Here is a 21,996-nt window from a genome sequence, read left to right as displayed (position 1 = left end):
GAGTTTCACGCATGCGCATCGACGGTTCCTCCGCCCTCGTCACCGGCGGTGCCTCAGGGCTCGGCCTGGCCACCGCGCGCCGGATCATCGACGGCGGCGGGCGGGTGGTCATCGCCGACATCTCCGAGGAGCAGGGCGCCAAAGCCGTCGCCGACCTCGGCGACGCGGCGCGGTTCGTGCGCGCGGACGTCACCGACGAGGCCGAGGTCACGGCCGCCGTCGACGCGGCGCGGGAGCGCGGCCCGCTGCGGTGCGTGGTGCACTGCGCCGGCCGCGGCGGGGACCGTACGCGGATCATCGGCAAGGACCGGACCCCCGGTGAACTCGCCACGTTCGCCGAGGTCGTCCGGGTCAACCTGGTCGGCACGTACAACGTGCTGCGCCTGGCCGCCTCCCGCATCGCGGAGAACGACGTCCTGGACGACGGTGACCGCGGCGCGATCGTGCTCACCGCGTCGGTCGCCGCGTTCGACGGACAGATCGGCCAGACCTCGTACACCGCGGCCAAGGCAGGGGTGCACGGCATGACGCTGGTCGCCGCCCGCGACCTGGCGAGCTGGCAGATCCGGGTGAACACCATCGCCCCCGGCATCATGGACACCCCGATGCTGGGCCGGCTGCGCGCCGACATCCGTGACGGCCTGGCCGCGACGGTGCCGCACCCCAAGCGGCTCGGCGCGCCGGACGACTTCGCCCGGCTCGCCGTCGACATGCTGGAGAACCCGTATCTGAACGGCCAGACCGTCCGCCTCGACGGCGCGATCAGGATGGCGCCGCGCTGACGGACGCGCCCCGCGGGATCAGGGCCTAGTGCTGGATTCCTCATTTGTTGGGTATATGTACTGGTGGCGGGGTGGTTCGGGTGCTCGGGGGCGGGTGCTGGGCGGTGATGTTACGGGCACGGCCCAGGCCGTGATGAGGATGAGCGGGCGATGGTGCGTCGGTTGTCGCGGGCCCGTAAGACGCCCCGGGATGTGGTGATGCGGGCCGGGATGGTCGAGCTGAGCTGGGCCGGGCATCCACATCCGCGACCGCGCCCAACTCGTCGTCGTCACCTACCAGACCGGGCTCGTCTCGTCAGGACGACGTGACAGCGACCCCGCCATGGGAATTGACAGCGACCACAAGCTCGGCGAACAGGGCGTCGTAACTTGAGGCCCGCTCTTCGGCGATCTCGTGCGGGAGGTAATCAGTGACCCAAACCAGACGTGCCCTGGCGTGAAGGTCTGCCTCGATGCGCATCTCGGCCTGGTGATGCTCAGCCCCGTTGAGGCCCGGGACCGTGTAGGTCGCCCGGCGATGCACCGGGTCAACCGTCACGTTCCGCTCGCAAATCTCCCGGCCGTCGGCCAAGGTGACGACGCGACACTCCCCTTCTTGCCGCTCGGCCAGGCACAAGGAGAACACATGCACCTCTGACCTGGTGTATCGCTCGATGAAGTCCCAAGCCACATCGGCCGACACAGCAAGCTCCGAGCTCCGGTAGATGCTGCCCACAGGCTCACCTTTCTCGGTTGCATTGACGGCTGTCGTCGCGGCAGATCCTGACCCGCCCAAAGGCAGCCACTGAACGCACACGACGCCGCGACCCACCGTTGTCAAGGACTAGCCAACAGTGCCGAGCAAGGATAAAAAGGTATCACCTATTCACATTAGATAGTCAGCCTGCGGTGGGTATGGAGGTCGAATGAAGACGCGCGAGGCGGCGATCGTGGGGATCGGTCGGACGGCGTTCAGTAAATCCTCGGGCCGGACCCCGTTGACAATGGCCGCCGAAGCCGCCCGGGCGGCACTTGACGACGCTGGGCTGCAGCCATGCGAGGTGGACGGCGTCGTTGACTTCCACACCAACGACTCGGCATCGGCGGCGGATGTCGCGCGGGCCATCGGCGCCTTCGATCTTGGGCTGGCGCTGGACGTGCACGGTGGGGGCAACGTCGCGGTCACCGTCGTGGGTCAAGCGTTCGCCGCAGTCCAAGCCGGTGTCTGCGAGGTGGCGGTCATCTTCCGTTCGCTGCAGGGCCGATCCGGCAACCGCTACGGCCGGGGGGAGACGCCCGCGTTGCCGATGAGAGGCGAGATGCAGTTCGCCGCGCTGAACGGGTTCGTCGTCCCGCCGATGTGGATCGCCATGTTCGCCCAGCGTCACAAGCACGTGTACGGCACCCGCGACGAGGACTTCGGGAACATCGCCATCACCACCCGCAAGCACGCCTCGGCCAATCCTCACGCCATGCAACGACAGGTGATCGACATGGACGACTACCTGTCCGCCCGCTGGATATGTGAGCCGTTCCGCCTGTATGACTGCTGTCTGGAGACCGACGGCGCGGTGGCCCTCGTGGTAACGACACTGGAGCGAGCCAGGTTTCTCCGACACGACCCGATCCGCATCGTGGGCTTCGGCGAAGCCCACACACACGGCGGTTCCTGGACGAACTTCCCCGATCTGTCCGAGATGTACTCTGCCTACGCTTCGAAGCGCCTCTGGGCGACCACCGACCTGCGTCCCGCGGACCTGGACGTCGCGTGCATGTATGACTGCTTCACAGGCACCGTGATGGCGACGATCGAGGACTTCGGGCTGTGCCCGAAGGGCGAGGTCGGCGCGTTCTTCGGCGAGGGCCGGGCCACGTACGGTGGCGACGTCGTCGTCAACCCGCACGGTGGTCTGCTGTCGGAGGGATATCTGCATGGTCTCAACCATCACTACGAGGCGGTCCTCCAGTTGCGCGGCGACGCCGGCGACCGGCAGGTGCCCGACGCCCGCCACGTTCTCGTCACCGCTGGGGCCGGCCCGGCGGGCGGCGCCCTGATCTACGAGGCTTCGCGATGAGCCGGGTCGAGCCCATCCCGCCGCCGCCGAGGCCGCTGATCGACGCGGACAGCGTCGGCTTCTGGGAGGCGACGCGTGAGGGACGCATCGCGCTGTGTCGCTGCTCCGACTGCGGCGCCTGGCTGGCACGGCCGCTCGAACGCTGCAACCGCTGCGGTGGACCGACGTCGTTCACCGATGTCACTGGCGCCGGCACCATCTACAGCTTCATAGTGGTGCGTCACCGCAGTGTGCCGGCGTTCGCGGCTCTTGTTCCCTACGTCCTCGCCCTCGTGGAGTTCGACGAGGGTCCGCGCCTGCCGGGGATCCTGCTCGACGAGCAGGGACCGGGAGTAGCTATCGGCCAACGCGTGCGCGCTGAGTTGGTGGAGTTCGCCGGCGCCGGAGAGCGAGCCGTCGCCTACCGCCGCGTGAATGTCGGCGATCCGTCCGCGGTGCGCGATGCGTGAAGAAGACTCGTCCACGGAGGCTCCTGCCCAGGGGCATTGCGTGTTCGAGATCGGTCCGGTTCGTCGGTCTCACGTATGACGTGACGTCATGCCCAAGTGCGGGGTGGGATGTTCCGAGAAAGCAGTGCAGGCGCGGTGCTGGCGATCATGTGGTTGTCGAGACCCATGCGAACCGAGCGAGACCGTGCCTGCCCGAACATCATCGCCCATGCCCGTCGGCCTGGGACAACTGGCCCTCCCGAACCTCCGCGTACCCAGCAGGACGCCCGACCTGCGTCGCTTCCTGTTCCGGGTACCCGATCCACACGGTCTGCGGGGACGGAGGTATCCCATACTCCCGCTGTTGTGCGCGGTTGCCGCCACAGTCCTGACCGGCGCCCCTCCCTCATCGCGATGGGCGAATGGGCAGCGGACGCCTCGCAGCCGGTCCTGGGGGCCCGTCCTGGGGGCCCGCGGCGCATCGAGCACGACTACCACGAGATGAAACAGGCTCTGGGCCTGGCCCACTTCGAGGGCCGCACCTTCACCGGCCGGCACCACCACGTCACCCTCATCTCCGTCGCGCACGCCTTCTGCACCCTGCAGCGACTGGCCCGGGCCCCAAAAGACGCGGCGGCGGCCTGAGCCTCTACCAAGTGGTCCGCGAGCTAAGACCTTGCTCACCCTCTGGACCGGCGCCTGCCCCACCTGCCACCGCGACATACCCACCCCGATACCGACCTGACCAAGCACTACTAGGGCGTGTCCCCGGCCGGACCAGCGCGCGGCGTCTGGTGCGTGATGCGATCGCAAGGCGTCGAAGGGCCCTCGTAGCACAGCTACGAGGGCCCTTCGACGACACGGTGAGCGTGCGCGCCCGGCCGGGGGCACGCCCAGGCGCTCAGCCCAGCAACTCCATCGCCTCGTCCAGGAGCACCGGCAGTGCGGGCAGCATGCGCCGGTGCATCGCGTTCAACTTCCCTGCTTTGCGGCCGCGTTTGATGAGCAGCGCGGTCGCGGCGGACTCCTTGTACTTGGTCAGCGCCTCGAACCAGGCCAGGTCCCGCAGCGGCTCCCCGCGCGCTTCCTGGTAGGCGTCGACCAGCTCCGCCTTGCCCGGCATGCCGGTGGGCTCGTCCGAGACGGACGCCGGGTGCCGGGCCTCGTCGGTGAAGAAGGTCAGCCAGGTCACGTCCACCCGTGGATCGCCGAGCGACCAGATCTCCCAGTCGATGATCGAGGTGACCCGGTCCGACTCGCACAGGGTGTTGCCCAGGCGGTAGTCGCCGTGCGTGAACACCGGTGCCATGGCGGTCGGTCGGGTCGCGTGCAGGCGCCGCGCGACCGTCTCGTGTCCGGTGCGCAGGTCCTCGGCGACGGTCGTAAAGGCCCGGGTCCAGCGGTCGATCTCCGCGCTGAGCGACACCACCGGCTCCGCCGCGAGCACCGTACTCCGCGGGTCGACGCGGTGCAGGTCCGCGAGCATCCGTACGGCGTCCAGGGCGCGGGCGCGGACCTGGCCGGCCGGGACGGTCCCGCGCGGGATGAGCACCGGCTCGACGCACTCCCCCGGCACCAGCTCCATGGCCACGAAGGGCGGAACCGCCGGCGGTTCGCCCTCGTCGGCGAACAGGACGGCCGGCACGCGCACGCCGCGCCGCCCGGCCAGGGTCTGCATCAGCCGTGCCTGCCGCAGCACGTCCCGGTTGCGTACCGGTTCGAGACCCGGCGGGGCCACCTTGAGCACGACCCGCTCGTGCCCGGTCGGCGCACCGGACAGGGTGGCCACGTAGGTGAGGCTCGAGGTGCCGCCGCTGAGGGGTTCGACGCCCTCGACCCGGGCCTGCGGGGCCCAGCCCCGGACCGCGGCCTTGGTGCGCTCGGTCAGTTCCCGCAGCAGCTCCTGGCTGCCGGTCGCGGTGCTCATGATGCGTTCGACTCCCGTCAGGCGGAGGTGTGTCGGGCCGGTTCGAACAGGGCCTGCACGTCGGGGCGGCTGACCTTCATCGACGGCGTGCGGGGCAGCTCGTCGACAATCTTGATCTCGGTGGGCAGGTGATAGCGGGCGAGCCGCTGCGCCAGCCATGTCCGCAACTGCTCGGCGTCCGGGCGAAGCTCCCCATGGCGCATCGTCACGGCCACGACGGGCACCTCGCCGAGCCGCTCGTCGGGCATGCCGACCGCGGACGCGTCCCGCACGGCGGGGTGCGCGCGCAGGGCGTCCTCGATCACGGTCGGGACGATCGTGAACCCGCCGCGGTTGATCGCGTCGTCCACCCGCCCGTGGATGTAGAGGAATCCGTCCTCGTCGACGCTGGCGAGGTCGGTGGTGCGCACCCAGCTGTCGCCGGGCAGCTGCGCTCCGCTGGCTTCGAGGATGCCCACGGCGTCGGCCGGAAGCGGCTCGCCCGTCGCCCGGTCGATGACGCGCACTGTCACCCCGCGAAAGGGCCGTCCGACACTCCCCCGCTTCGTCTTGCCCCACGCGCGGTGCAACGGCAGGTCCCAGCCCACGATCGCGCCGGCGAACTCCGTGGCGCCGTAGACCGACAGGACCGGGACCCCGAACCGCTCGGTGAACCGTTCGGCGTCCTCGGGGGGGAGCGGGGCCGTCCCGGAGGACACCGACTCGACCCCGTCGAACAGGTCGTCCGGCAGGTCGGACTGGAGCACCATGCGCAGCGCGGCGGGCGCGAGACGGATCCGCCGTGGCCTGGTCCGCCGCACGAGATCGGCCCACTGGTGCACGTCGAAACGCTCCAGGAGGGCGGTCCGCAGTCCGGCCGCGACGTTCGCGAGCACGAAGTAGAGCCCGCCGATGTGGACCAGCGACGTCCACACGATGGAGGGGTGGGCGCGCAGCCGCACCTCGGCGGAGGAGACCGGCGTGCCCGAGGCCTCGAAGGCCGCGGTGAGTTTGGCGTAGGTCAGTTCGACCCGCTTGGGCCTGCCCGTCGTACCGCTGGTCTGCATGAGAACGGCGACGTCCCCGCGCTCCGCGGGAACCGGAGCGGGTGTCCAGTCAGCCTGGCGCGGGGTCAGTGGCCGCTGCCCCTCCCCCGCTTCCACGGGAACCGCCGCGATCCGGGCGACCGCGTCGGCCACCCCGTCCCGGTCCCAGTCCTCGACGTCGGCCACCACGACCTGCGGCGCGAGCGCGGCGATGTCCTCCGCGAGCGCGACATCGCCGTGGAAGGGGCTCAGCACCACGACCTCGCGCCCGGTGGCGACGGTCGCGACCAGCGCGGCCAGCGGCCCGGGCCGGTTACGCAGCACGATCCCGATGCGATGGGCGTCGGGGGCACCGGCCGCGGCGAGCAGCCGGTCGAGATCGTCGACTCCGCGCCGCAGGTACGCCCACGGGAAGGCGCGGTCCTCGAAGGTCAGCGCGGTCGCCTCCGGCGCGGTGTCCAGTACGCGGCGCAGCCGCAGCGGAAGCGGTCGGTCAGCAGGCAGCGGCACAGCCGTGTCCTTAGGTCGGGCCCCGGACGGGGCGGTGGGGATGTCGGCCGCGCCGCTCACGAGCGCTGTGCGTGCTCCGGGGCGGTCAGCCCGGCCACGACGTCACGGCGCAGGAGTTTGCCGGTCGGTGTCCTCGGCAGCTCGGGCCAACAGGCGATACGGTCGGGGGTCTTGGATCCGCGCAGCGCCCTGCGGATCATGTCCCTCAGCTGCTCTGTGTCGACCTCGCCCCCGGCGCGGAGCACCACCACGGCCTCGATCCGCTCGCCCCACTCCTCGTCGGGCACGCCGACCACGACGGCGTCGAGCACCTCGGGGTGGCGCAGCAGAACGTCCTCGATCTCCGCGGGGGCGATGTTCTCGGCGCCGCGGATGATGGTGTCGTCGAGCCGGCCCCGGACGTAGAGGTAGCCGTCGGCGTCGAGGAAGCCCTGGTCGCGGGTGTGGAAGAAGCCGCTCTCGTCGACGGTGGATCCCTGCCCCGCGTATCGGGCGGAGACCTGTTCACCGCGCACCCAGATCTGTCCGTCCTCGCCTGCCGCCACCGGGTCGCCGCCCGGGTTCCGGATCTCCAGCTCGATCGTGGGAACGGGCCGCCCGGCGGAGCCGAGCCGCGCCCGGACCTGCGGATCGCCGCTCGTGACGGCGGCCCGGTGTTCCTCGGGCCCCAGGACCGCGATGGTGGAGGACGTCTCGGTCAGCCCGTAGGCGTTGACGAAGTCCACGTCCGGCCAGGCACCCAGGGCGGTCTCGATCACCCGCACCGGCATCTTCGCCCCGCCATAGGCGAGTGCCCGCAGCGAGGGCACCGACCGGTCGAGGTCCTCGCCGTCCATGATGCGGGCGAGCATCGTCGGCACGACCATCGCGTGGGTGACCCGCTGCTCGCGTACGAGTGCGAGCCAGCCGTCGGGCGTGAAGTGTTCCAGGGTGAGGGCGCGGCGCCCCGCGTACAGGTTCGTGAGGACGTTGGAGACGGCCGCAATGTGGTACGGGGGCACGCTCACCAGCGCCGCCTCCTGCGCCTGCGCCGCCGCGAACTCCACGGTGCCCAGCACATAGGAGACCAGGTTGTGGTGGCTGAGGACCACGCCCTTCGGGGCGGATGTCGTACCGCTCGTGTAGATCAGTACGGCGGGGGCGTCGGGGTTGTCGGGCTCGGTCGTCTTCGTTTCGACGGCCGCGGCAGCCGCGTCCGCCAGCCACTCCTGCGGGCTGCGGACCGGCAGCCCGGCGCGGCGCAGCGCCTCGGACTGCGACGGGCCCGCGATGCCCAGAGCGCGCGGGTGGTTGGCGAGGAGCGCGTCCAGTTGCTCGCCGCCCAGGCGGTAGTTGACGGGCACGAGCGGCACTCCGGCGCGGGCCGCGGCGAACAGCGCCACGGGGAAGGCCGGACCGTTGACCGCGAGGTACACCAGCGCGTCAGCGCCCGCAGTGCGGATCAACTCGGCTCCGCCGTCGGCCAGTTCGCTCAGTCGTGCGGCCGAATGGCCATCCCGTTCGGGCCCGATCACGATCCGCTCGCCGAATCCCTCGGCGGCCATGTCCAGCAGCATCGCGATGTTCATCGACACCCCGCCCCTCCTCCTGTGCCCATGAGTTGTGTCCGTATCCGATCTGCGTCGAGTCGGTGTCAGGTCGGTTCAGTTCAGTGCAGTGTCAGTCGGAGGCCGGCAGCGGCTTGGCGGACTTGAGAGGCAACGGGGTGCCCTCCACCGCGAGCGTGCCCGGTCCGGGCTTGGCGCACAGCAGCTCCACTCCGTGCTCGTCGTCCGCGTAGCGCTTGCCGAGCTGCGAGCCGCCCATCTGCGCGGGATCGGCCGTACCACCGGCATCGGAACCGGCACCGGCACCGGCACCCGGATCGCGCGCCTCGACCATCGGCGCCCCGCCGCAAGTGACCTCCAGCTCTCTGTCCGGCCAACGGACGACTATCACGGTCGTCGTGTCGACGGTGCTGACAAGTGTCTGTCCCACACGCGGCTTCATCACAGCATCCTTCGCGGAGTCGTGTCCCGGAACACCAGAAGGCAAAAGAGTATACGCTTATCGGCGAACACGCAGCCCCTTCAGCCCAGAAGGCGGGCAGGGACTCCATAAGAGTGCTCTGTTCTTGGCCAATCACCGGAGGGACACCAAGGCCCCACGGGCAGCCCGAGCCGGCCACGGGGGCAACAGGCGCGTCGCGGCAGGGACGCGACCAGGAGTCGGCCTTATCAGGGCACTGCATTACCCACTGCACAGGGGTTGCCGCCCACCGGGCGCGGTGCGATGCTGAGACGGCCCTAGAAGAGGGGCCTTAATTAACCATCGGGGTTTGTCCAAGCTTTGAGACGCCACCGGCATCCGACCGCCGCGTCAGGTCGAAGCAATGACACCCCGAACGACAGAACGAACATCGCGCGCTCCCTTGGCCTTTTCCGGCGGTTCAGCAACCGAACCGCCAGGACCGCTGGCAGATGGGAATTCGAATGTCAGAACAGTTCCGGGTGCGGCCCGCACAATCCGAACCAGCTGAACTGGCCGGCGCCTCCTCCCGCCGCTCCAATGGCTACTACTTGTTCATCGTCGCGATGCTCACCCTGATCACCGAGCTGGCGGCCTTCGAGTTCATCGTGGTCTCCCCCGGAATCCCGGAAATGGCCACCGCCTTCCGCACGACGAACGTCACCTGGGTGTTCACCACTCCGCTCCTGGTAGCAGCGGCTGTCGTGCCCCTTCTGGGCAAGCTGGCGGACATCGTCGGCAAGAAGCGCGTCCTGCTAGGCGTCATCGCGGCCTTCCTCGTCGGCTCCCTCATCTGCGCGACCACCTCCCACTTCCCGATGCTCCTTGTGGGCCGAGGGCTGCAGGCGGGCAGTATCGGCGCGGCCGTGATCGTCTACGGCCTCATACGCGACCTGCTGCCGAAGAACCTGGTACCGCTGGCTGTCGGCGGCGTCGGGGTCGGCACCGGATTCGGCGCCATCGTCGGTCCCGTCATCGGCGGGCACCTCCTCGACGCTTATGGGTTCCGCTCGACCTTCTGGTTCCTGATCGTCTACGCCGCCGTCGTGGGTGCGGTGATCCTCGCCCTCGTGCCCGAGTCGGACGTGCGCACCCCACAACAATTCGACCTGCTCAGCGCGCTCCTGCTCGGGGTCGGGGCCGGCCTGCTCGCCCTGTCCTTCGAGGGCGGACGGTTCGTGTACCTCGCGATCTTCGGAGTGCTCGCGTTCGTCGGCTTCTTCGTCACCATCTCAAGGCGTCGGCACCCGATGATTCCGCTCGAACTGCTGCGGCGACCAACGGTCTACACCACGCTGATCGTGGCCGGCCTCCTCGCCTTCACCTACGGCGGCCTCAACGGCGTGCTCATCCCGGAGATGTTCCGCTCCCCCACCGTGCAGGGCAGTACCGACCCCGGGCTGGCGTTCACCGGCACCGAACTCTCCTGGTACTGGGGCGTGCCCTACGGCGTCATGGCGATGGTCGGCGGCTTCGGTTCCGGCTGGCTGAGCCGCCGTATCGGGCCTCGGTCGGCCGTCGTCGCGGCGGCCGTGCTGGGCTGCGTCGCCACCGCCGTGATCGCCACGCACCTGGTGGACAAGCCCGCCATGGTCTCGGTGGCCGGTGTGGTCATGGGCCTGGGGATGGGGTGCTCCGTCTCGGGCGCCGCCAACCTGCTCATCGAGGCCGTCTCGCCCGAGGTCCAGGGTGTGGCGGCGGGCTTCAGCTACACCGTCCAGGGAATCTTGGCGGGCATCGCCACCGCGGCGGTCGGGGCCGTGCCCGACAAGTTCGTCGAGAAGGCGATCACCGCGAACGGCACCTATGTCTTCTTCCGGCAAGTGGGCTTCCGGGTGGCATACGGCATCTGCGCCGGTGTCTTCGTACTCGCCCTCTGCGCCGCCCTTCTGATGAAGCACGGCCGCAAGCCCGCGACCGGAGGAATATCCCCCGAACCCGCTTCCTAGGCACGGGTGCCGGCGGCTGTTCCCGTACCGGCACCCGTGCCCCGCGAAAAGAAAGCACCTCGTCAACGAAAGGCTGGCACCCCTGTGAACATCGACGATCTGATCCTCGTGAGCGTCGACGACCACGTGATCGAGCCTCCTCACCTCTTCGAGGGACGCGTTCCGGCGAAGTACGCCGACGCCGCCCCCCGCTTCGTCACCCGCGCCGACGGGACCATAGCGTGGCTGTACGAGGACACCGTCAACCCCAACCCGGCCGTGCAGGCCGTGGTGGGCCGCCCCAAGTCCGAGTGGGGCATGGACCCGGTCTGTCTGGAGGAGATGCGGCCCGGCTGCTGGGACATCCACACCCGCATCAAGGACATGGACGCCAACGGCATGCTGGGGTCCATGTGCTTCCCGTCGTTCGTGCGCTTCTCCGGTGCGCTGTTCCTGGAGAACGGCGACCGCGACCAGTCGGCCGCGATGGTCCGCGCGTACAACGACTGGCACATCGACGAGTGGGCCGGAACCTACCCCGGCCGGATCATCCCCCTGGCGATCCCGATCCTGTGGGACCCGGAGCTCGCGGCCGCCGAGGTGCGGCGGGTCGCGAAGAAGGGCTGCCACGCGGTGACCTTCACCTCCAACCCGTACGACCTGGGACTCCCGAGCATCTACCAGGACCACTGGGATCCGTTCTGGAAGGCCTGCGAGGACGAGGGCACCGTCGTGTGCATGCACATCGGGTCCAACTCGAAGGCGCCGTCGACCTCCCCGGACGCGCCGGTGGAACTCATCTACTCGCTGTCGCCGATCGGGTCGATCGAGGCGGCGAGCGACCTGGTGTGGAGCCGGCTGTTCCTGAAGTTCCCCCACCTGAAGGTAGCCCTGTCCGAAGGCGGGATCGGCTGGATCCCGTACTTCCTGGAGCGGATCGACTACCTCTACCAGCACACCCAGCACTGGAGCGGCATGAACCTGGGCGACCGCCTGCCGTCCGAGCTGTTCAGCGAGAACGTCCTGCTCTGCTTCATCGACGACGAGGTCGGCGTCGAGAACCGGCACCGGATGAACATCGACAACGTCTCCTGGGAATGCGACTACCCGCACTCCGACACGACCTGGCCGAAGGCTCCGGAGGCGGTGATGCGCTACCTCGGCGGCGTGAGCGACGACGAGATCAACAAGATCACCCACCTCAACGCCCTGAAGCACTACCAGTTCGACCCGTTCACGCACATCCCGCGTGAACAGGCCACTGTCGGAGCGCTGCGCGCCAAGGCTCAGGGATGGGACGTGAGCAGCACCTCGAAGACCCATCTGCGCCCCGACGCCGCTGTCGGAGCGTGATCAGGAGGGCCATCGCCCCGATGAGCGCTGACCTCGCACTGACCTGAAGCTCGGCCCCCGGCCGTGCCCCCGTGCCGTACCGGCCGGGGGCACGGCCGGCACAGCACGGGGTTCAGGCCGAGGTCGGCGCGGGGCCATCGGCCGGGTCGAGGGCATCCGCCTGCGGTCGCGGCCGCCGCCAGAAGACACCCAGTTGCGCGGCCGCCGCGGCGAGCCCGACTCCTGCCGCGATCGCGGCCCCGCGGAGGCCACCGAGCCTGCCGTCGAGCCCCAACGCCCGGTCCACGCTGAGCCGTCCGGGCCCGAGAGCGGCGAGCGCCACGGCCGCCGCGCCGAGGTTGAGGACGTACTCGTAGCCCTCGTCCGTCACGAAGAATCCGTGCGGCAGGTGCACCGAGCGGGCGGCGACACCCATCGTGCCCACGACGGCTGAGGCCGCCAGCGGGGTCGCCGCCCCGGCCAGCAGGGCGGTGCCCGCGCCCACCTCGACGGCCGCGCTCGCCGCGGCCTGCAGCCGCGCCCCGCGGAACCCCACGGAACGGAACCATTGCGTGGTGCCGTCGAACGTGCGGCCGTGGCGCAGGCCATGCGCGATCAACGTGCCGCCAACCACCACGCGCAGCCCGTACCGTGCCACGTCGATGCCGTCCATCCATCCTCCTGGGTCACTGCCGATACCGAACCGTCTCCTCATCACCCGCACCGGCCGCGCTCAGGCCGTCAGCACCAGGGCCGAGCCCATGCCGCCACCGGCGCACATCGCCGCGACCGCCGTTCCGCCGCCCCGGCGGCGCAGTGCGTGGGCGAGCGTGGTGACCATGCGGGCCCCGGTCGTGGCAATCGGGTGTCCGAGGCTGCAGCCGCTGCCGAAGGGGTTGACCCGTTCCGGGTCGAGTCCCAGCTCCCGCGTGGCGGCCACGGCGACCGAGGCGAACGCCTCGTTGATCTCCCACAGGTCGACGTCGCCGATGCCGATCCCCGCACGGTCAAGTGCCTTACGGATCGCGGCGATCGGGGCGAGGCCCGTCTCGACCGGGTCGACGCCCACGGACGCCCAGGAGCGGATCGTCGCCAGGGGCGCAATGCCATGGTCGGCGGCGATCGCGGCATCGGCGACGACGAGCGCGGCCGAACCGTCGTTCACCCCGCTGGAGTTGCCGGCCGTGATGGAGAAGCCCTCGATCTCGGGGTGCAGCACCTTGAGTGCCGCCAGCTTCTCCATGCTGGTGCCACGCCGCGGGTGTTCGTCGACCTCGAACACCGATGCCGCCCCGTCCCGGTCGGTCACCTTGACCGGGACCGTCTCATCGGCGAACCATCCCGCGTCGATGGCCCGCAGGGCGCGCTCGTGCGAGCGCAGCGCCCACGCGTCCATCTCCTGTCGCTCCACGCCGGCCAGGCGGGCGGTGTTCCATCCGACGAGGATCGACATGTCGTTGTGAGGCGCCTGTGGGGTGGACACGTGGGACGGCGAGTTCCAGGGCTCCAGCCAGTCGTCGGTGCCCGGGATCCGCCACCGGGACACCGGCGCGGTGGAGGTCGACTGGGTTCCGCCCGCGACGACCGCCCGGTCCATCCCGGCCCGGATGCCCGCCGCGGCCGTGGCCACGCCGGCGAGCCCGGACGCGCAGTGCCGGTTCTGCGCCAGGCCGGGCACATGGCTCAGTCCCGCTTCCAGGGCGGCGTAGCGGGCGATGTCCCCGCCACCGGCCAGTGACTCCCCCAGGATCACGTCGTCGAACAACTCAGGTGGCAGGCCCGCCCGTTGAACGGCCTCACGGACCACCACCGTGGCGAGATCGAAGGCGCTCACCTCACGCAGTGAACCCTTGCGGGCCGTTCCGATGGCGGTACGGCAGGCGGACAACACAACAGCTTCAGTCATGTAATTCGTTGTACTCTTTTTCAGCGCCGCCCGAAAGAGGAGGACTTGCCGAATGGACCCCATGGACCCGATGGACCCGATGGACCTGAAGACCGTCCTGTACGACGTGGCCGATCACGTCGCGACGATCACCCTGAACCGGCCGGAGGCCATGAACAGCTTCAACCAGGCGACGCTGGAGGACTTCGCCCTCATCTGGCGCACCGTCAAGGCGGACGACGACGTGCACGTCATGGTGCTGCGCGCGGCGGGCGAGCGCGCCTTCTGCACCGGCATGGACGTCAAGGAGGGCATCGACCGCGAATCCAACGTCTGGAGCCGCACCGACCCGGGCGAGTACCTGTCCCCCAAGCTCAACCACGTGTGGAAACCGCTGGTCTGCGCGGTGCAGGGGATGGCGGCGGGCGGCGCGTTCTACTGGATCAACGAGGCCGACATCGTCATCTGCTCCGACGACGCCACCTTCTTCGACCCGCATGTCAGCTACGGCCTCACCGCCGCGCTCGAACCCATCGGGCTGGCCCGCCGCATCCCGCTCGGCGAGACCCTGCGGATCGCCCTGCTGGGACTGGACGAGCGCCTGTCCGCGACGCGGGCGATGCAGATCGGGCTGGTCAGCGAGGTCCTCCCGGCCACGGAACTGTGGCAGCGCGCCGACGACATCGCCCATGTCATCGCGGCCAAGCCGCCGGCAGCGATCCAGGGCACCGTCCGCGCGATCTGGGAGTCGCTCGACTCGACCCGCACGCACGCCCTGCGGACCGGACTCTCCTACACGGAGATCGGCAACCCGATCGGCAAGGCCGAAGTGGACCGTTCGTCGGTATCGCACCGACGGTGGACGCTGCGCTGACGCTCCCGTACCCTCCCCGAAGAAACCCGAAAAGAGTATCCGCTTTTGCGTGACGCTCCATGATTGCTCCATGACTGTTCCATGCTGTGACACTCCACGAATGGGGAGGCTCCATGCGGTTCGGTATGCCCTGGCCCGGCGCCGACGTGGCCCGCGAGGCCGAGGCGGCCGGCGTCGAGGCGTTCTGCACGGGCGAGTTCGCCGACCACGACGCGTACACCTCGCTCGCGGAGATGGTCGCGGGCACCGAGCGTGCCCTGGTCGGCCCCGCGATCGCCTACGCGTTCTCCCGTACCCCGTACGCCCACGCGACCGCGCTGCGCCAGTTGCACGCGAAGGCGCCGGGCAGACTGTTCGTCGGCCTGGGCGCGGGCGCGTACCGCATCAACCGTGACTGGCTCGATGTTCCCCCGGACCGTCCGGTGGAGCGGATAGCGGAGACCGTCGACGCCGTCCGCGCGTGGCTGCACGCGGAGAACGGTCAACCTGTGCGCCACAGCGGCGAGTTCCACACCATCGACGCCGATGTCCGCGCCCCGGTCCTCGGCCGCCTCGACATCCCGGTGCTGCTGGCCGCGTTCAACAAGCGGATGGCCAAGGTCTCGGGCCGGGTCGCCGACGGCGTCATCGGACACGGCCTGTTCACCGGGGACTGGTGGAACGACGTCGTACGCCCGGCGGTCGAGAAGGGCACGACGGAGGCCGCCCGCAGCGAACGGCCCACCGAGCACGGCTGGATCATCACCGCGGTCGACGACGCCGCCCCCGAGCGCGCGATCGCCGACGCCCGGCGGATGATCGCCTTCTATCTCACCGTGAAGACGTACGACCCGTTCGTCGCGCACCACGGCTGGGAGAGCCACGTCGCGAAGGTACGCACGGCCTTCCAGGCGGGTGACAACGACGCCATGGCCGCCGCCGTCACCGATGACATGGTCGCCGCCATCGCGGTCTGCGGCACCACCGCCGAGGCCAAGGAAGCTCTGTCCCGCCGCAAGGGTCAACTCCCCCGGGATGTGGGCTACTTCGCGACACCCACCTATCTCGTGAGTCGCCGCCGACGGGCCGGCTACGCCCACTCCAGCCTCGCGCTGATCGAGGCGGTGCGCTCCGATGCCTGAACCCACGTACCCGTCCCGCCCGTCCCGCCCGTCCCACCCCTTCTCCACCCAGCTCTACATCGGCGGGCGCCACACGGAGGGCGACGGGGACGGGGACGGGCGGCTCGTCGTACGCAATCCGGCCACCGAGGAAACGATCGCCCAGGTCCCCCTGGCCTCGCTCGCCGACGTGCGGCGCGCGATCACCGCCGCCCGTACCGCCTTCGACGAGGGACCGTGGCCCCGGATGCGCCCCGCCGAACGGGCCGCCGTGCTGCTGCGCATGGCCGAGGAGATGGAGCGCCGCCTGCCCGAACTGGTCGCGGTGAACATGGCCGAGGCGGGGTCGGCGCGCTGGATCGCGGAGAGCATCCAGACCGGGATCCCGGTGGCGCATCTGCGCGACATGGCCGAGCGGGTGATGCCGTCCTTCGCGTGGGAGCGCCCGCTGGATCCCACGATCACGCCCGGCACGGGCATCGCGCAGGGGCTGCTGCGCCGCGAGGCGTTCGGGGTCTGTGCCCTGATCCCGGCGTACAACTTCCCGTTCTTCCTCAGCATGATGAAGCTGGCGCCCGCCCTCGCGGCAGGCTGCACCGTGGTCCTCAAGCCCGCCCCCGCCACCCCGCTGGACTCCCTGCTGATCAGTGACTTCGCCGAGGCGGCCGGGCTGCCACCGGGCGTGCTGAACATCGTGACCGGTGATGTGGAGGCCGGTCACGAGCTGACCACCAACCCCATGGTGGACCTGGTCAGTTTCACCGGGTCCGACGCGGTCGGGCGACAGGTGTACGCGCAGGCGGCGGGCTCCCTGAAGAAGGTCGTCCTGGAACTCGGCGGCAAGTCCGCGAGCATCGTCTGCGCCGACGCCGACCTCGACGGCGCGGCGCGGGCAGCCCTGTCGGGCATGACCACTCATGCCGGGCAGGGCTGTTCGCTGCTGACCCGCACGATCGTCCACGAGTCCGTGCACGACGAGCTGGTCGAGCGGATCCTGGCGGGTCTCGCCCACGTCCGGGTCGGCGACCCCAGTGACGAGACCACCACCATGGGCCCGCTGATCAGCGAGGCGCAACGCGCCAAGGTCGAGAAGCTGATCCGCACCGGCACGGAGGAAGGCGCGCGCATCGTCACCGGCGGCGGACGTCCGGCCGGACTCGACCGGGGCTATTTCGTCGAGCCGACGCTCTTCGTGGACGTGGACAGCTCGATGACGATCGCCCGGACGGAGTTCTTCGGCCCGGTCGGCGTCGTCATCCCGTTCCGTACAAAGGACGAGGCGGTCCGTATCGCCAACGACAGCCCGTACGGACTGTCCGGAGGGGTCTGGAGCCGTGATGTCGCGGGCGCCTACGAGATCGCGACGCGCATCCGTACCGGCGGGGTCACTCTCAACGGGGGTGGCTCCGGGGTGAACCCGCGCGCTCCGTTCGGTGGGTACAAGCAGAGCGGGCTCGGCCGGGAGTGGGGCGAGTTCGGGCTCGACGAGTACCTGCAGACCCAGAGCATCAGCTGGGCCGCCCGCTGAACCCCCGGGCGCGCGGCCCGGGCCTGGTGGAGGCCGAGACGTACCGCCGGCACGGTCACCGGGAAGACGCCCCTTGGAGCTCCGAAGAGAATGGGCACCCATTCTCTTCGGAGCTCCAAGCGCTGCCGCAGCGACCGGAGAGCCACCTGTACCGGCTTCCGAGTGCTTGACACCGCGTACGGCGCCCACAACACTAAAAGCCGTTGAACAGACCGCCCGTTCGACTGAACGGAACACTGAACGGCTCCGCCATATCTCGGGAAGCCTCCGTCTCACCTGGGGGCTTCCCGGCCTTCCCCACCACCTGCAGCACAACCCCCGCACAGCAGTAACACCCCTCGGTACCCAGCAACTTGAGCAACGTCGTGAACGGGAGCCGCGAGGCCGGCTCGACACCCGAACAGTCGGAGGACGATCGTCCGCTCGCGGCGATCGCTACGCAGGAGTACACATGGCAACGCCTACGATTTCGCTCGACCGCACCGATCCGTACAACCCACCCTCGGAACACGTACGGCTGCGGGAGGATGCTCCGATCAGCTGGGTCGAGCTGGCGGACGGGCGTCAGCTCTGGGTCCTGACGCGGCACGAGGATGTCAGGACGATGCTCGGGGACCCGCGGTTCAGTTCGGACCGCCGGGACCCCCGCCACCCGAGTCACATGCCCTATATCGGCCCTGACCACCGCCCGCAGCTGATCGAGATGGACCCACCCGACCACACCCGGCTGCGACGCTCGGTGATCGGCGAATTCACGGTGCACCGACTGGCCGCCTTGCGCCCCAGGATCCAGGAGATCACCGACAAAGCCATCGACGAGATGCTCGCCGGGCCGCCCGAGGCGGACCTCGTCGAGGCACTCGCCCTCCCGGTTCCGTCCACCGTCATATCGGAGTTGCTCGGAGTGCCGTACTCCGAGCACGGCTTCTTCCAGGACAACAGCGCCGACTTCGTGCGTGCCGACACCACTCCGGAAGAGAAGGGGGCGGCGGCAGGCCGCCTCAAGTCGTACATCGCCGGCCTCGTCCAGGAGAAGGAGAAGTCTCCGGGCGAGGACCTGCTCAGCCGTCAACTCGCCGCCGGCGCGGACCCGGAGGAGGTCGGGGCACTGGGCTTCCTGCTGCTGGTCGCCGGCCACGAGACGACCGCGAACATGATCTCGCTGTGCGTAGCCACCCTGCTCGACAAGCGGGAGCGCCTGTCAGAGCTGCGCGACGACCCGAAGCTGACCATGGGTGCGGTCGAGGAGCTGCTGCGGTACTTCACGATCGCGGAGATCGGCGCGGCTCGCCTCGCCACCGAGGACATCGAGATCGGCGGAGTGCTGATCCGCGCCGGCCAGGGCGTGCTCGGCCTGACGAACACGGCCAACCGGGACCCCTCGGTGTTCGACGACCCCGACGAGCTGGACTTCACGCGCATGGCGCGCAATCACCTCGCCTTCGGGTTCGGGCCGCATCAGTGCCTGGGGCAGAACCTCGCCCGTATCGAACTCGAGATCGTCCTGGCCACCCTGCTGCGCCGCATTCCGACGCTTCGCCTGGCTGTGCCCTTCGAGGACATCCCCTTCAAGGTGAAGGGTCCCAACTACGGTGTCTACGAACTGAAGGTCGCGTGGTGAGCATGCAGATTAGCGCCAACCTCGAGCGGTGCGTCGGGGCCGGGCAGTGCGTCCTGGTCGCCCCCGAGGCGTTCGATCAGAACGACCAGGACGGGACCGTCATCGTGCTGCGGCCGCATCCTCAGAGCGCCTTGGAGATCGCCCGGGCCAAGGAGGCCGTGAATGTCTGTCCCGGACGAACCCTCTCGCTCCAGGACTGAATCCCGGTCCGCGGACGCCGAGAGCCGGGTCAACCATCCGCGTGCGATCGACGAGACGTGTCTTCCTTCGTACGTGCTGGGCATCTCGGCTTCGTCATCGCCCGTCATCAGCGACGGTCCTGGGGGCGGGGTGGCGTTCAGGGTTCGGAGAGTTGGGTGGTGACGTCCACTGCCAACTCGTCGAGCTGGGCGATCAGGCGACAGCCCTGGTGTTCGGAAGAGTACCGGCGGCTGCCCCGTCCGCATGCAGCTCCGGGCAGGACACACCAGCGTGGGCTGTGCGCCAGTGGACGACGGCCTCTCTCTGTCGTACGGCAATAGACCGGTTGGTCGAAATCTGAAGAAGTGCCGCACCCGAAGCTCGTGAGACGCACGTCCCATTCGCATTGGAGACACGATGACCGAATCCTTTGCCGCGTCGGTCGCGGCCGGTGTACGCGCTCTGATCGGCGCCCACACGCAGGCCCAGGACGCGGGCCGCGCCGATGACGTTGCCGCCCTGTACGCACCGGACGGTGTGCTCGAACTGCCCGGCGCCGAGCCCGTCCAGGGACAGTCCGCGCTGCGCGAGACCTTCAGGGGATGGACGCCGACGCAGCCCCAGCTCCACCTCCTGACCAACACCGTCGTCACCGCCCGCACACCGGAAGAGGCGAGGGCGGTCAGCGACGTGGTGTTCCTACAGCGCGGCGAGTCGGGTCGGACGGTGCAGGTCGTCGGCCACTACGACGACACGCTCCGCCGCATCGACGGAGCCTGGCGCTTCCAGCGTCGGATCACGACGTTCCAGGTCTGACGCCCCATCCCCACCGCCTCCCTCATCCTGGAGAGACCCGCATGACCACTTCCCCCGACCTCGAGCCCTCGGTCTCGGCCGGCGTCCATGCCGCCATCGCGGCCTACGCGCAGGCGCTGGACGCCGGCCGCGTGGACGATCTCGTCGAACTGTTCACCCCCGACGGCGTCTCGGAGATAGCCGGTATGGCCACCTTCAAGGGCCACGACGCGCTCCGCGCGGGATACGCCGGCTTCGTCCCGCAACAGCCCCAACTGCACCTGGCCGGCAACACGGTCATCACTTCGTGGACTGCCGACGAGGCGACAGCCGTCAGCGATCTGGCCTTCTTTCAGCGCGGCGAGTCGGGCTGGGCGGTCCAGCTCGTCGGCCGCTACGACGACATCCTCCGCCTCTACAAGGGCAGTTGGCGCTTCCAGCGCCGGATCACGACGTTGCTGCCCTGACCCGCTCCGGGCTGCGCGCATCCGGCCACCTGGGACACCCCGTTCAGTCGCGCGGCGCGAAGCCGAACGGGGCGAAGCCGGCCGCGGTGACCTCGCGATCAGTTCCTGAAGCTTCCAGCGCCCGGCCGGGTTCACGAGCTGAGGAACTCGGACCCGTCACGATCCTCGTCAACAACACGGGGATCACCGCGTACGAGCCCTGCACGGACATCACCGAAGCATCCTGGGACCGCATGATGCGGGTGGATCTGACGGGGCCCTTCCTTGGTGACCCGGGGCATCGCCGCCCACGCGATCGTGATCGCCACGGGGCTGCGGCCACGGACGCTCGCCGGTCAGCGGGATCCAGCCGGTGCGCGCCTGACGGTCGTGGGCGACGGAGTGCTCGGTGCGGGAATCGCCGCCAGGAGGTGGTCGACGCGCTCGTCGGTGTACCCGCTCCCGCCCACTGGATCGGAGAGATCCCCGCATCCCCTCCCCGCGTCTGGCGGTCGACCCCGCCGAGCTCGAGTTCAAGGGCGACTCGCTCGCCTACGGCATCCGCGAGCTGCCGGTGACCTGGTAGCGATCGACGAACCCCCCGTACGAACAGGAGTCAGACATGAGCGAGTTCAGCTTCCATGGGCGGGTCGCCGTTGTCACCGGCGCGGGCCGCGGGATCGGCCGGGCCCATGCCCGCCTGCTTGCGCAGCGCGGAGCGCAGGTCGTCGTCAACGACCTCGGCGGATCGATGGACGGCGAGGACGCCGACGCCGGACCGGCCCAGACGGTGGCCAAGGAGATAGCGGCGGACGGCGGCACCGCCGTGGCGAACACCCACGACGTGTCCACGCCGGAGGGCGGCCAAGCAATCATCGACACCGCACTCGACCACTTCGGCCGTGTGGACATCCTCATCAACAACGCGGGCATCGTACGATGGGGCGGCCTGCAGGACGTCACCCTGAACAATCTGGAGCACCACCTCGACGTCGACCTCGTCGGCTCGTTCACCACACTTCAGGCGGCCTGGCCGCATTTCGTCGAGCAGGGGTACGGGCGGGTCGTCCTGACGACGTCGAGCGGAGTGTTCGGCCTCGACAACAACCTGTCGCACGCGGCCGCCAAAGGCGGTGTCATCGGCCTGGCCCGCAGCACGGCCCTCGCCGGCGAGCCGCACGGGATCAAGGTCAACCTGATCGCCCCGATGGCCCAGACCCGGATGAGCGGCGGCGAGATCGGCGACGACGCCAAACCCGTCCCCGGACAGCCCTTCCTGCCCCCGGCGGCGGTGGCCCCCATGGTCGCCTATCTCGCCCACGAGAGCTGTCCCGTCAACGGGGAAATCTACGCGGCCGGTGCCGGCCGCTTCACTCGGGTCTTCCTCGCCTCGACCCAGGGATACGCGCATCCGCCGAGCCAGGACACACCGACCGTGGAGGACGTCGCCGCGAACTGGGAGCAGATCAACGACGAGTCGGGCTACTACGTGCCCTCCGACCTGATGGCCTGGTCGGCGAAGTACATCAAGCACCAGTTCACATGAGGCGGAGAAAGCCTTCGCCCCCTCGCGA

Annotated in this window: 21 protein-coding genes and 1 pseudogene; 15 read left to right on the top strand and 7 right to left on the bottom strand. The window is 69.6% G+C overall.

All coding sequences use genetic code 11. The features are described 5' to 3' along the window. Positions 1 to 11: 11 nt before the first annotated feature. Positions 12 to 782: an SDR family NAD(P)-dependent oxidoreductase gene (locus ABT114_RS33310; protein ID WP_351146633.1), complete on the top strand. Its 771-nt coding sequence runs from the start codon at positions 12 to 14 to the stop codon at positions 780 to 782. A 295-nt stretch (positions 783 to 1,077) separates the two neighbouring features. Here ABT114_RS33310 and ABT114_RS33305 read toward each other — a convergent pair whose 3' ends face one another. Continuing rightward, the gene (locus ABT114_RS33305) at positions 1,078 to 1,497 is read right to left on the bottom strand and encodes an SRPBCC family protein (protein WP_351146632.1); all 420 of its coding nucleotides are present in this window, start codon (positions 1,495 to 1,497) and stop codon (positions 1,078 to 1,080) included. Between the two features lie 325 nt (positions 1,498 to 1,822). On the opposite strand from ABT114_RS33305, the gene ABT114_RS33300 reads away from it, so the two are divergent. The 3 genes and pseudogenes from ABT114_RS33300 to ABT114_RS33290 form a co-directional block, all read left to right on the top strand. Next, a complete protein-coding gene (locus tag ABT114_RS33300) occupies positions 1,823 to 2,836 on the top strand; it encodes a thiolase C-terminal domain-containing protein (RefSeq protein ID WP_351146631.1) in 1,014 nt (337 codons plus the stop codon). After that, the gene (locus tag ABT114_RS33295) at positions 2,833 to 3,285 is read left to right on the top strand and encodes a Zn-ribbon domain-containing OB-fold protein (protein ID WP_351146630.1); all 453 of its coding nucleotides are present in this window, start codon (positions 2,833 to 2,835) and stop codon (positions 3,283 to 3,285) included. Before ABT114_RS33300 ends, ABT114_RS33295 begins: the two co-directional genes overlap by 4 nt. Positions 3,286 to 3,741: 456 nt before the next feature. Beyond that, positions 3,742 to 3,909 (top strand): annotated as a pseudogene (locus tag ABT114_RS33290) (IS701 family transposase); the annotation flags it as partial. Between the two features lie 256 nt (positions 3,910 to 4,165). Here ABT114_RS33290 and ABT114_RS33285 read toward each other — a convergent pair. The 4 genes from ABT114_RS33285 to ABT114_RS33270 all read right to left on the bottom strand — a co-directional run bounded on the left by ABT114_RS33285 (position 4,166) and on the right by ABT114_RS33270 (position 8,715). Continuing rightward, complete coding sequence (locus ABT114_RS33285) at positions 4,166 to 5,191, bottom strand: phosphotransferase family protein (protein WP_351146629.1); 1,026 nt, start codon at positions 5,189 to 5,191, stop codon at positions 4,166 to 4,168. Positions 5,192 to 5,208: 17 nt separating this feature from the next. Further along, on the bottom strand, positions 5,209 to 6,726 hold the full coding sequence (locus ABT114_RS33280; protein ID WP_351146628.1) for a class I adenylate-forming enzyme family protein: 1,518 nt from the start codon (positions 6,724 to 6,726) through the stop codon (positions 5,209 to 5,211). Positions 6,727 to 6,782: 56 nt separating this feature from the next. After that, positions 6,783 to 8,294, bottom strand: coding sequence for a class I adenylate-forming enzyme family protein (locus ABT114_RS33275; RefSeq protein ID WP_351146725.1), 1,512 nt, complete (start codon positions 8,292 to 8,294; stop codon positions 6,783 to 6,785). A 91-nt stretch (positions 8,295 to 8,385) separates the two neighbouring features. After that, positions 8,386 to 8,715 carry a hypothetical protein gene (locus tag ABT114_RS33270; protein ID WP_351146627.1) on the bottom strand — a complete coding sequence of 110 codons (330 nt, stop codon included), beginning with the start codon at positions 8,713 to 8,715 and terminating at the stop codon, positions 8,386 to 8,388. A 482-nt stretch (positions 8,716 to 9,197) separates the two neighbouring features. On the opposite strand from ABT114_RS33270, the gene ABT114_RS33265 reads away from it, so the two are divergent. Both ABT114_RS33265 and ABT114_RS33260 read left to right on the top strand, forming a co-directional pair. Further along, the gene (locus tag ABT114_RS33265; RefSeq protein WP_351146626.1) at positions 9,198 to 10,682 is read left to right on the top strand and encodes an MFS transporter; all 1,485 of its coding nucleotides are present in this window, start codon (positions 9,198 to 9,200) and stop codon (positions 10,680 to 10,682) included. Positions 10,683 to 10,766: 84 nt separating this feature from the next. Next, positions 10,767 to 12,014: an amidohydrolase family protein gene (locus ABT114_RS33260; protein WP_351146625.1), complete on the top strand. Its 1,248-nt coding sequence runs from the start codon at positions 10,767 to 10,769 to the stop codon at positions 12,012 to 12,014. A gap of 112 nt (positions 12,015 to 12,126) precedes the next feature. Here the strand turns inward: ABT114_RS33260 and ABT114_RS33255 are convergent, their stop codons facing one another. Next, complete coding sequence (locus ABT114_RS33255) at positions 12,127 to 12,666, bottom strand: DoxX family protein (RefSeq protein WP_351146624.1); 540 nt, start codon at positions 12,664 to 12,666, stop codon at positions 12,127 to 12,129. A 60-nt stretch (positions 12,667 to 12,726) separates the two neighbouring features. Further along, entirely contained in the window at positions 12,727 to 13,899 is a 1,173-nt protein-coding gene (locus tag ABT114_RS33250; RefSeq protein ID WP_351146623.1) for a thiolase family protein, read from the bottom strand. Positions 13,900 to 13,951: 52 nt separating this feature from the next. Between ABT114_RS33250 and ABT114_RS33245 the strand changes: the two genes are divergently transcribed. The 9 genes from ABT114_RS33245 to ABT114_RS33205 all read left to right on the top strand — a co-directional run bounded on the left by ABT114_RS33245 (position 13,952) and on the right by ABT114_RS33205 (position 21,968). Next, complete coding sequence (locus tag ABT114_RS33245; RefSeq protein ID WP_351146622.1) at positions 13,952 to 14,752, top strand: enoyl-CoA hydratase/isomerase family protein; 801 nt, start codon at positions 13,952 to 13,954, stop codon at positions 14,750 to 14,752. Positions 14,753 to 14,865: 113 nt separating this feature from the next. Next, complete coding sequence (locus tag ABT114_RS33240; RefSeq protein ID WP_351146621.1) at positions 14,866 to 15,873, top strand: LLM class flavin-dependent oxidoreductase; 1,008 nt, start codon at positions 14,866 to 14,868, stop codon at positions 15,871 to 15,873. Continuing rightward, entirely contained in the window at positions 15,866 to 17,380 is a 1,515-nt protein-coding gene (locus ABT114_RS33235) for an aldehyde dehydrogenase family protein (RefSeq protein ID WP_351146620.1), read from the top strand. The genes ABT114_RS33240 and ABT114_RS33235 overlap by 8 nt, the downstream gene beginning before the upstream one ends. Positions 17,381 to 17,831: 451 nt before the next feature. Beyond that, complete coding sequence (locus ABT114_RS33230) at positions 17,832 to 19,001, top strand: cytochrome P450 (protein WP_351146619.1); 1,170 nt, start codon at positions 17,832 to 17,834, stop codon at positions 18,999 to 19,001. 2 nt (positions 19,002 to 19,003) lie between these two features. Further along, positions 19,004 to 19,201, top strand: coding sequence for a ferredoxin (locus tag ABT114_RS33225; protein WP_351146724.1), 198 nt, complete (start codon positions 19,004 to 19,006; stop codon positions 19,199 to 19,201). 397 nt (positions 19,202 to 19,598) lie between these two features. After that, the gene (locus tag ABT114_RS33220) at positions 19,599 to 19,997 is read left to right on the top strand and encodes a nuclear transport factor 2 family protein (RefSeq protein ID WP_351146618.1); all 399 of its coding nucleotides are present in this window, start codon (positions 19,599 to 19,601) and stop codon (positions 19,995 to 19,997) included. A 41-nt stretch (positions 19,998 to 20,038) separates the two neighbouring features. Then, entirely contained in the window at positions 20,039 to 20,443 is a 405-nt protein-coding gene (locus tag ABT114_RS33215; protein WP_351146617.1) for a nuclear transport factor 2 family protein, read from the top strand. Positions 20,444 to 20,529: 86 nt separating this feature from the next. Next, positions 20,530 to 21,000, top strand: coding sequence for an SDR family NAD(P)-dependent oxidoreductase (locus tag ABT114_RS33210; RefSeq protein WP_351146615.1), 471 nt, complete (start codon positions 20,530 to 20,532; stop codon positions 20,998 to 21,000). Positions 21,001 to 21,044: 44 nt separating this feature from the next. Then, the gene (locus tag ABT114_RS33205) at positions 21,045 to 21,968 is read left to right on the top strand and encodes an SDR family NAD(P)-dependent oxidoreductase (protein WP_351146614.1); all 924 of its coding nucleotides are present in this window, start codon (positions 21,045 to 21,047) and stop codon (positions 21,966 to 21,968) included. The last annotated feature ends 28 nt before the right edge of the window (positions 21,969 to 21,996 follow it).

This window comes from Streptomyces sp. NPDC002088 (assembly GCF_040296605.1).
Lineage (GTDB): Bacteria > Actinomycetota > Actinomycetes > Streptomycetales > Streptomycetaceae > Streptomyces.
Note: the sequence above shows the minus strand (reverse complement) of the source record. Positions and strands in the feature narration are given on the sequence as shown.

Coding starts and splice junctions, on each gene's coding strand:
- ABT114_RS33255 (WP_351146624.1), bottom strand. CDS start 12,666: ATGGACGGCATCGACGTGGCACGGTACGGGCTGCGCGTGGTGGTTGGC.
- ABT114_RS33225 (WP_351146724.1), top strand. CDS start 19,004: ATGCAGATTAGCGCCAACCTCGAGCGGTGCGTCGGGGCCGGGCAGTGC.
- ABT114_RS33250 (WP_351146623.1), bottom strand. CDS start 13,899: ATGACTGAAGCTGTTGTGTTGTCCGCCTGCCGTACCGCCATCGGAACG.
- ABT114_RS33285 (WP_351146629.1), bottom strand. CDS start 5,191: ATGAGCACCGCGACCGGCAGCCAGGAGCTGCTGCGGGAACTGACCGAG.
- ABT114_RS33230 (WP_351146619.1), top strand. CDS start 17,832: ATGGCAACGCCTACGATTTCGCTCGACCGCACCGATCCGTACAACCCA.
- ABT114_RS33205 (WP_351146614.1), top strand. CDS start 21,045: ATGAGCGAGTTCAGCTTCCATGGGCGGGTCGCCGTTGTCACCGGCGCG.
- ABT114_RS33275 (WP_351146725.1), bottom strand. CDS start 8,294: ATGAACATCGCGATGCTGCTGGACATGGCCGCCGAGGGATTCGGCGAG.
- ABT114_RS33220 (WP_351146618.1), top strand. CDS start 19,599: ATGACCGAATCCTTTGCCGCGTCGGTCGCGGCCGGTGTACGCGCTCTG.
- ABT114_RS33310 (WP_351146633.1), top strand. CDS start 12: ATGCGCATCGACGGTTCCTCCGCCCTCGTCACCGGCGGTGCCTCAGGG.
- ABT114_RS33235 (WP_351146620.1), top strand. CDS start 15,866: ATGCCTGAACCCACGTACCCGTCCCGCCCGTCCCGCCCGTCCCACCCC.
- ABT114_RS33295 (WP_351146630.1), top strand. CDS start 2,833: ATGAGCCGGGTCGAGCCCATCCCGCCGCCGCCGAGGCCGCTGATCGAC.
- ABT114_RS33270 (WP_351146627.1), bottom strand. CDS start 8,715: ATGAAGCCGCGTGTGGGACAGACACTTGTCAGCACCGTCGACACGACG.
- ABT114_RS33265 (WP_351146626.1), top strand. CDS start 9,198: ATGTCAGAACAGTTCCGGGTGCGGCCCGCACAATCCGAACCAGCTGAA.
- ABT114_RS33245 (WP_351146622.1), top strand. CDS start 13,952: ATGGACCCCATGGACCCGATGGACCCGATGGACCTGAAGACCGTCCTG.
- ABT114_RS33215 (WP_351146617.1), top strand. CDS start 20,039: ATGACCACTTCCCCCGACCTCGAGCCCTCGGTCTCGGCCGGCGTCCAT.
- ABT114_RS33240 (WP_351146621.1), top strand. CDS start 14,866: ATGCGGTTCGGTATGCCCTGGCCCGGCGCCGACGTGGCCCGCGAGGCC.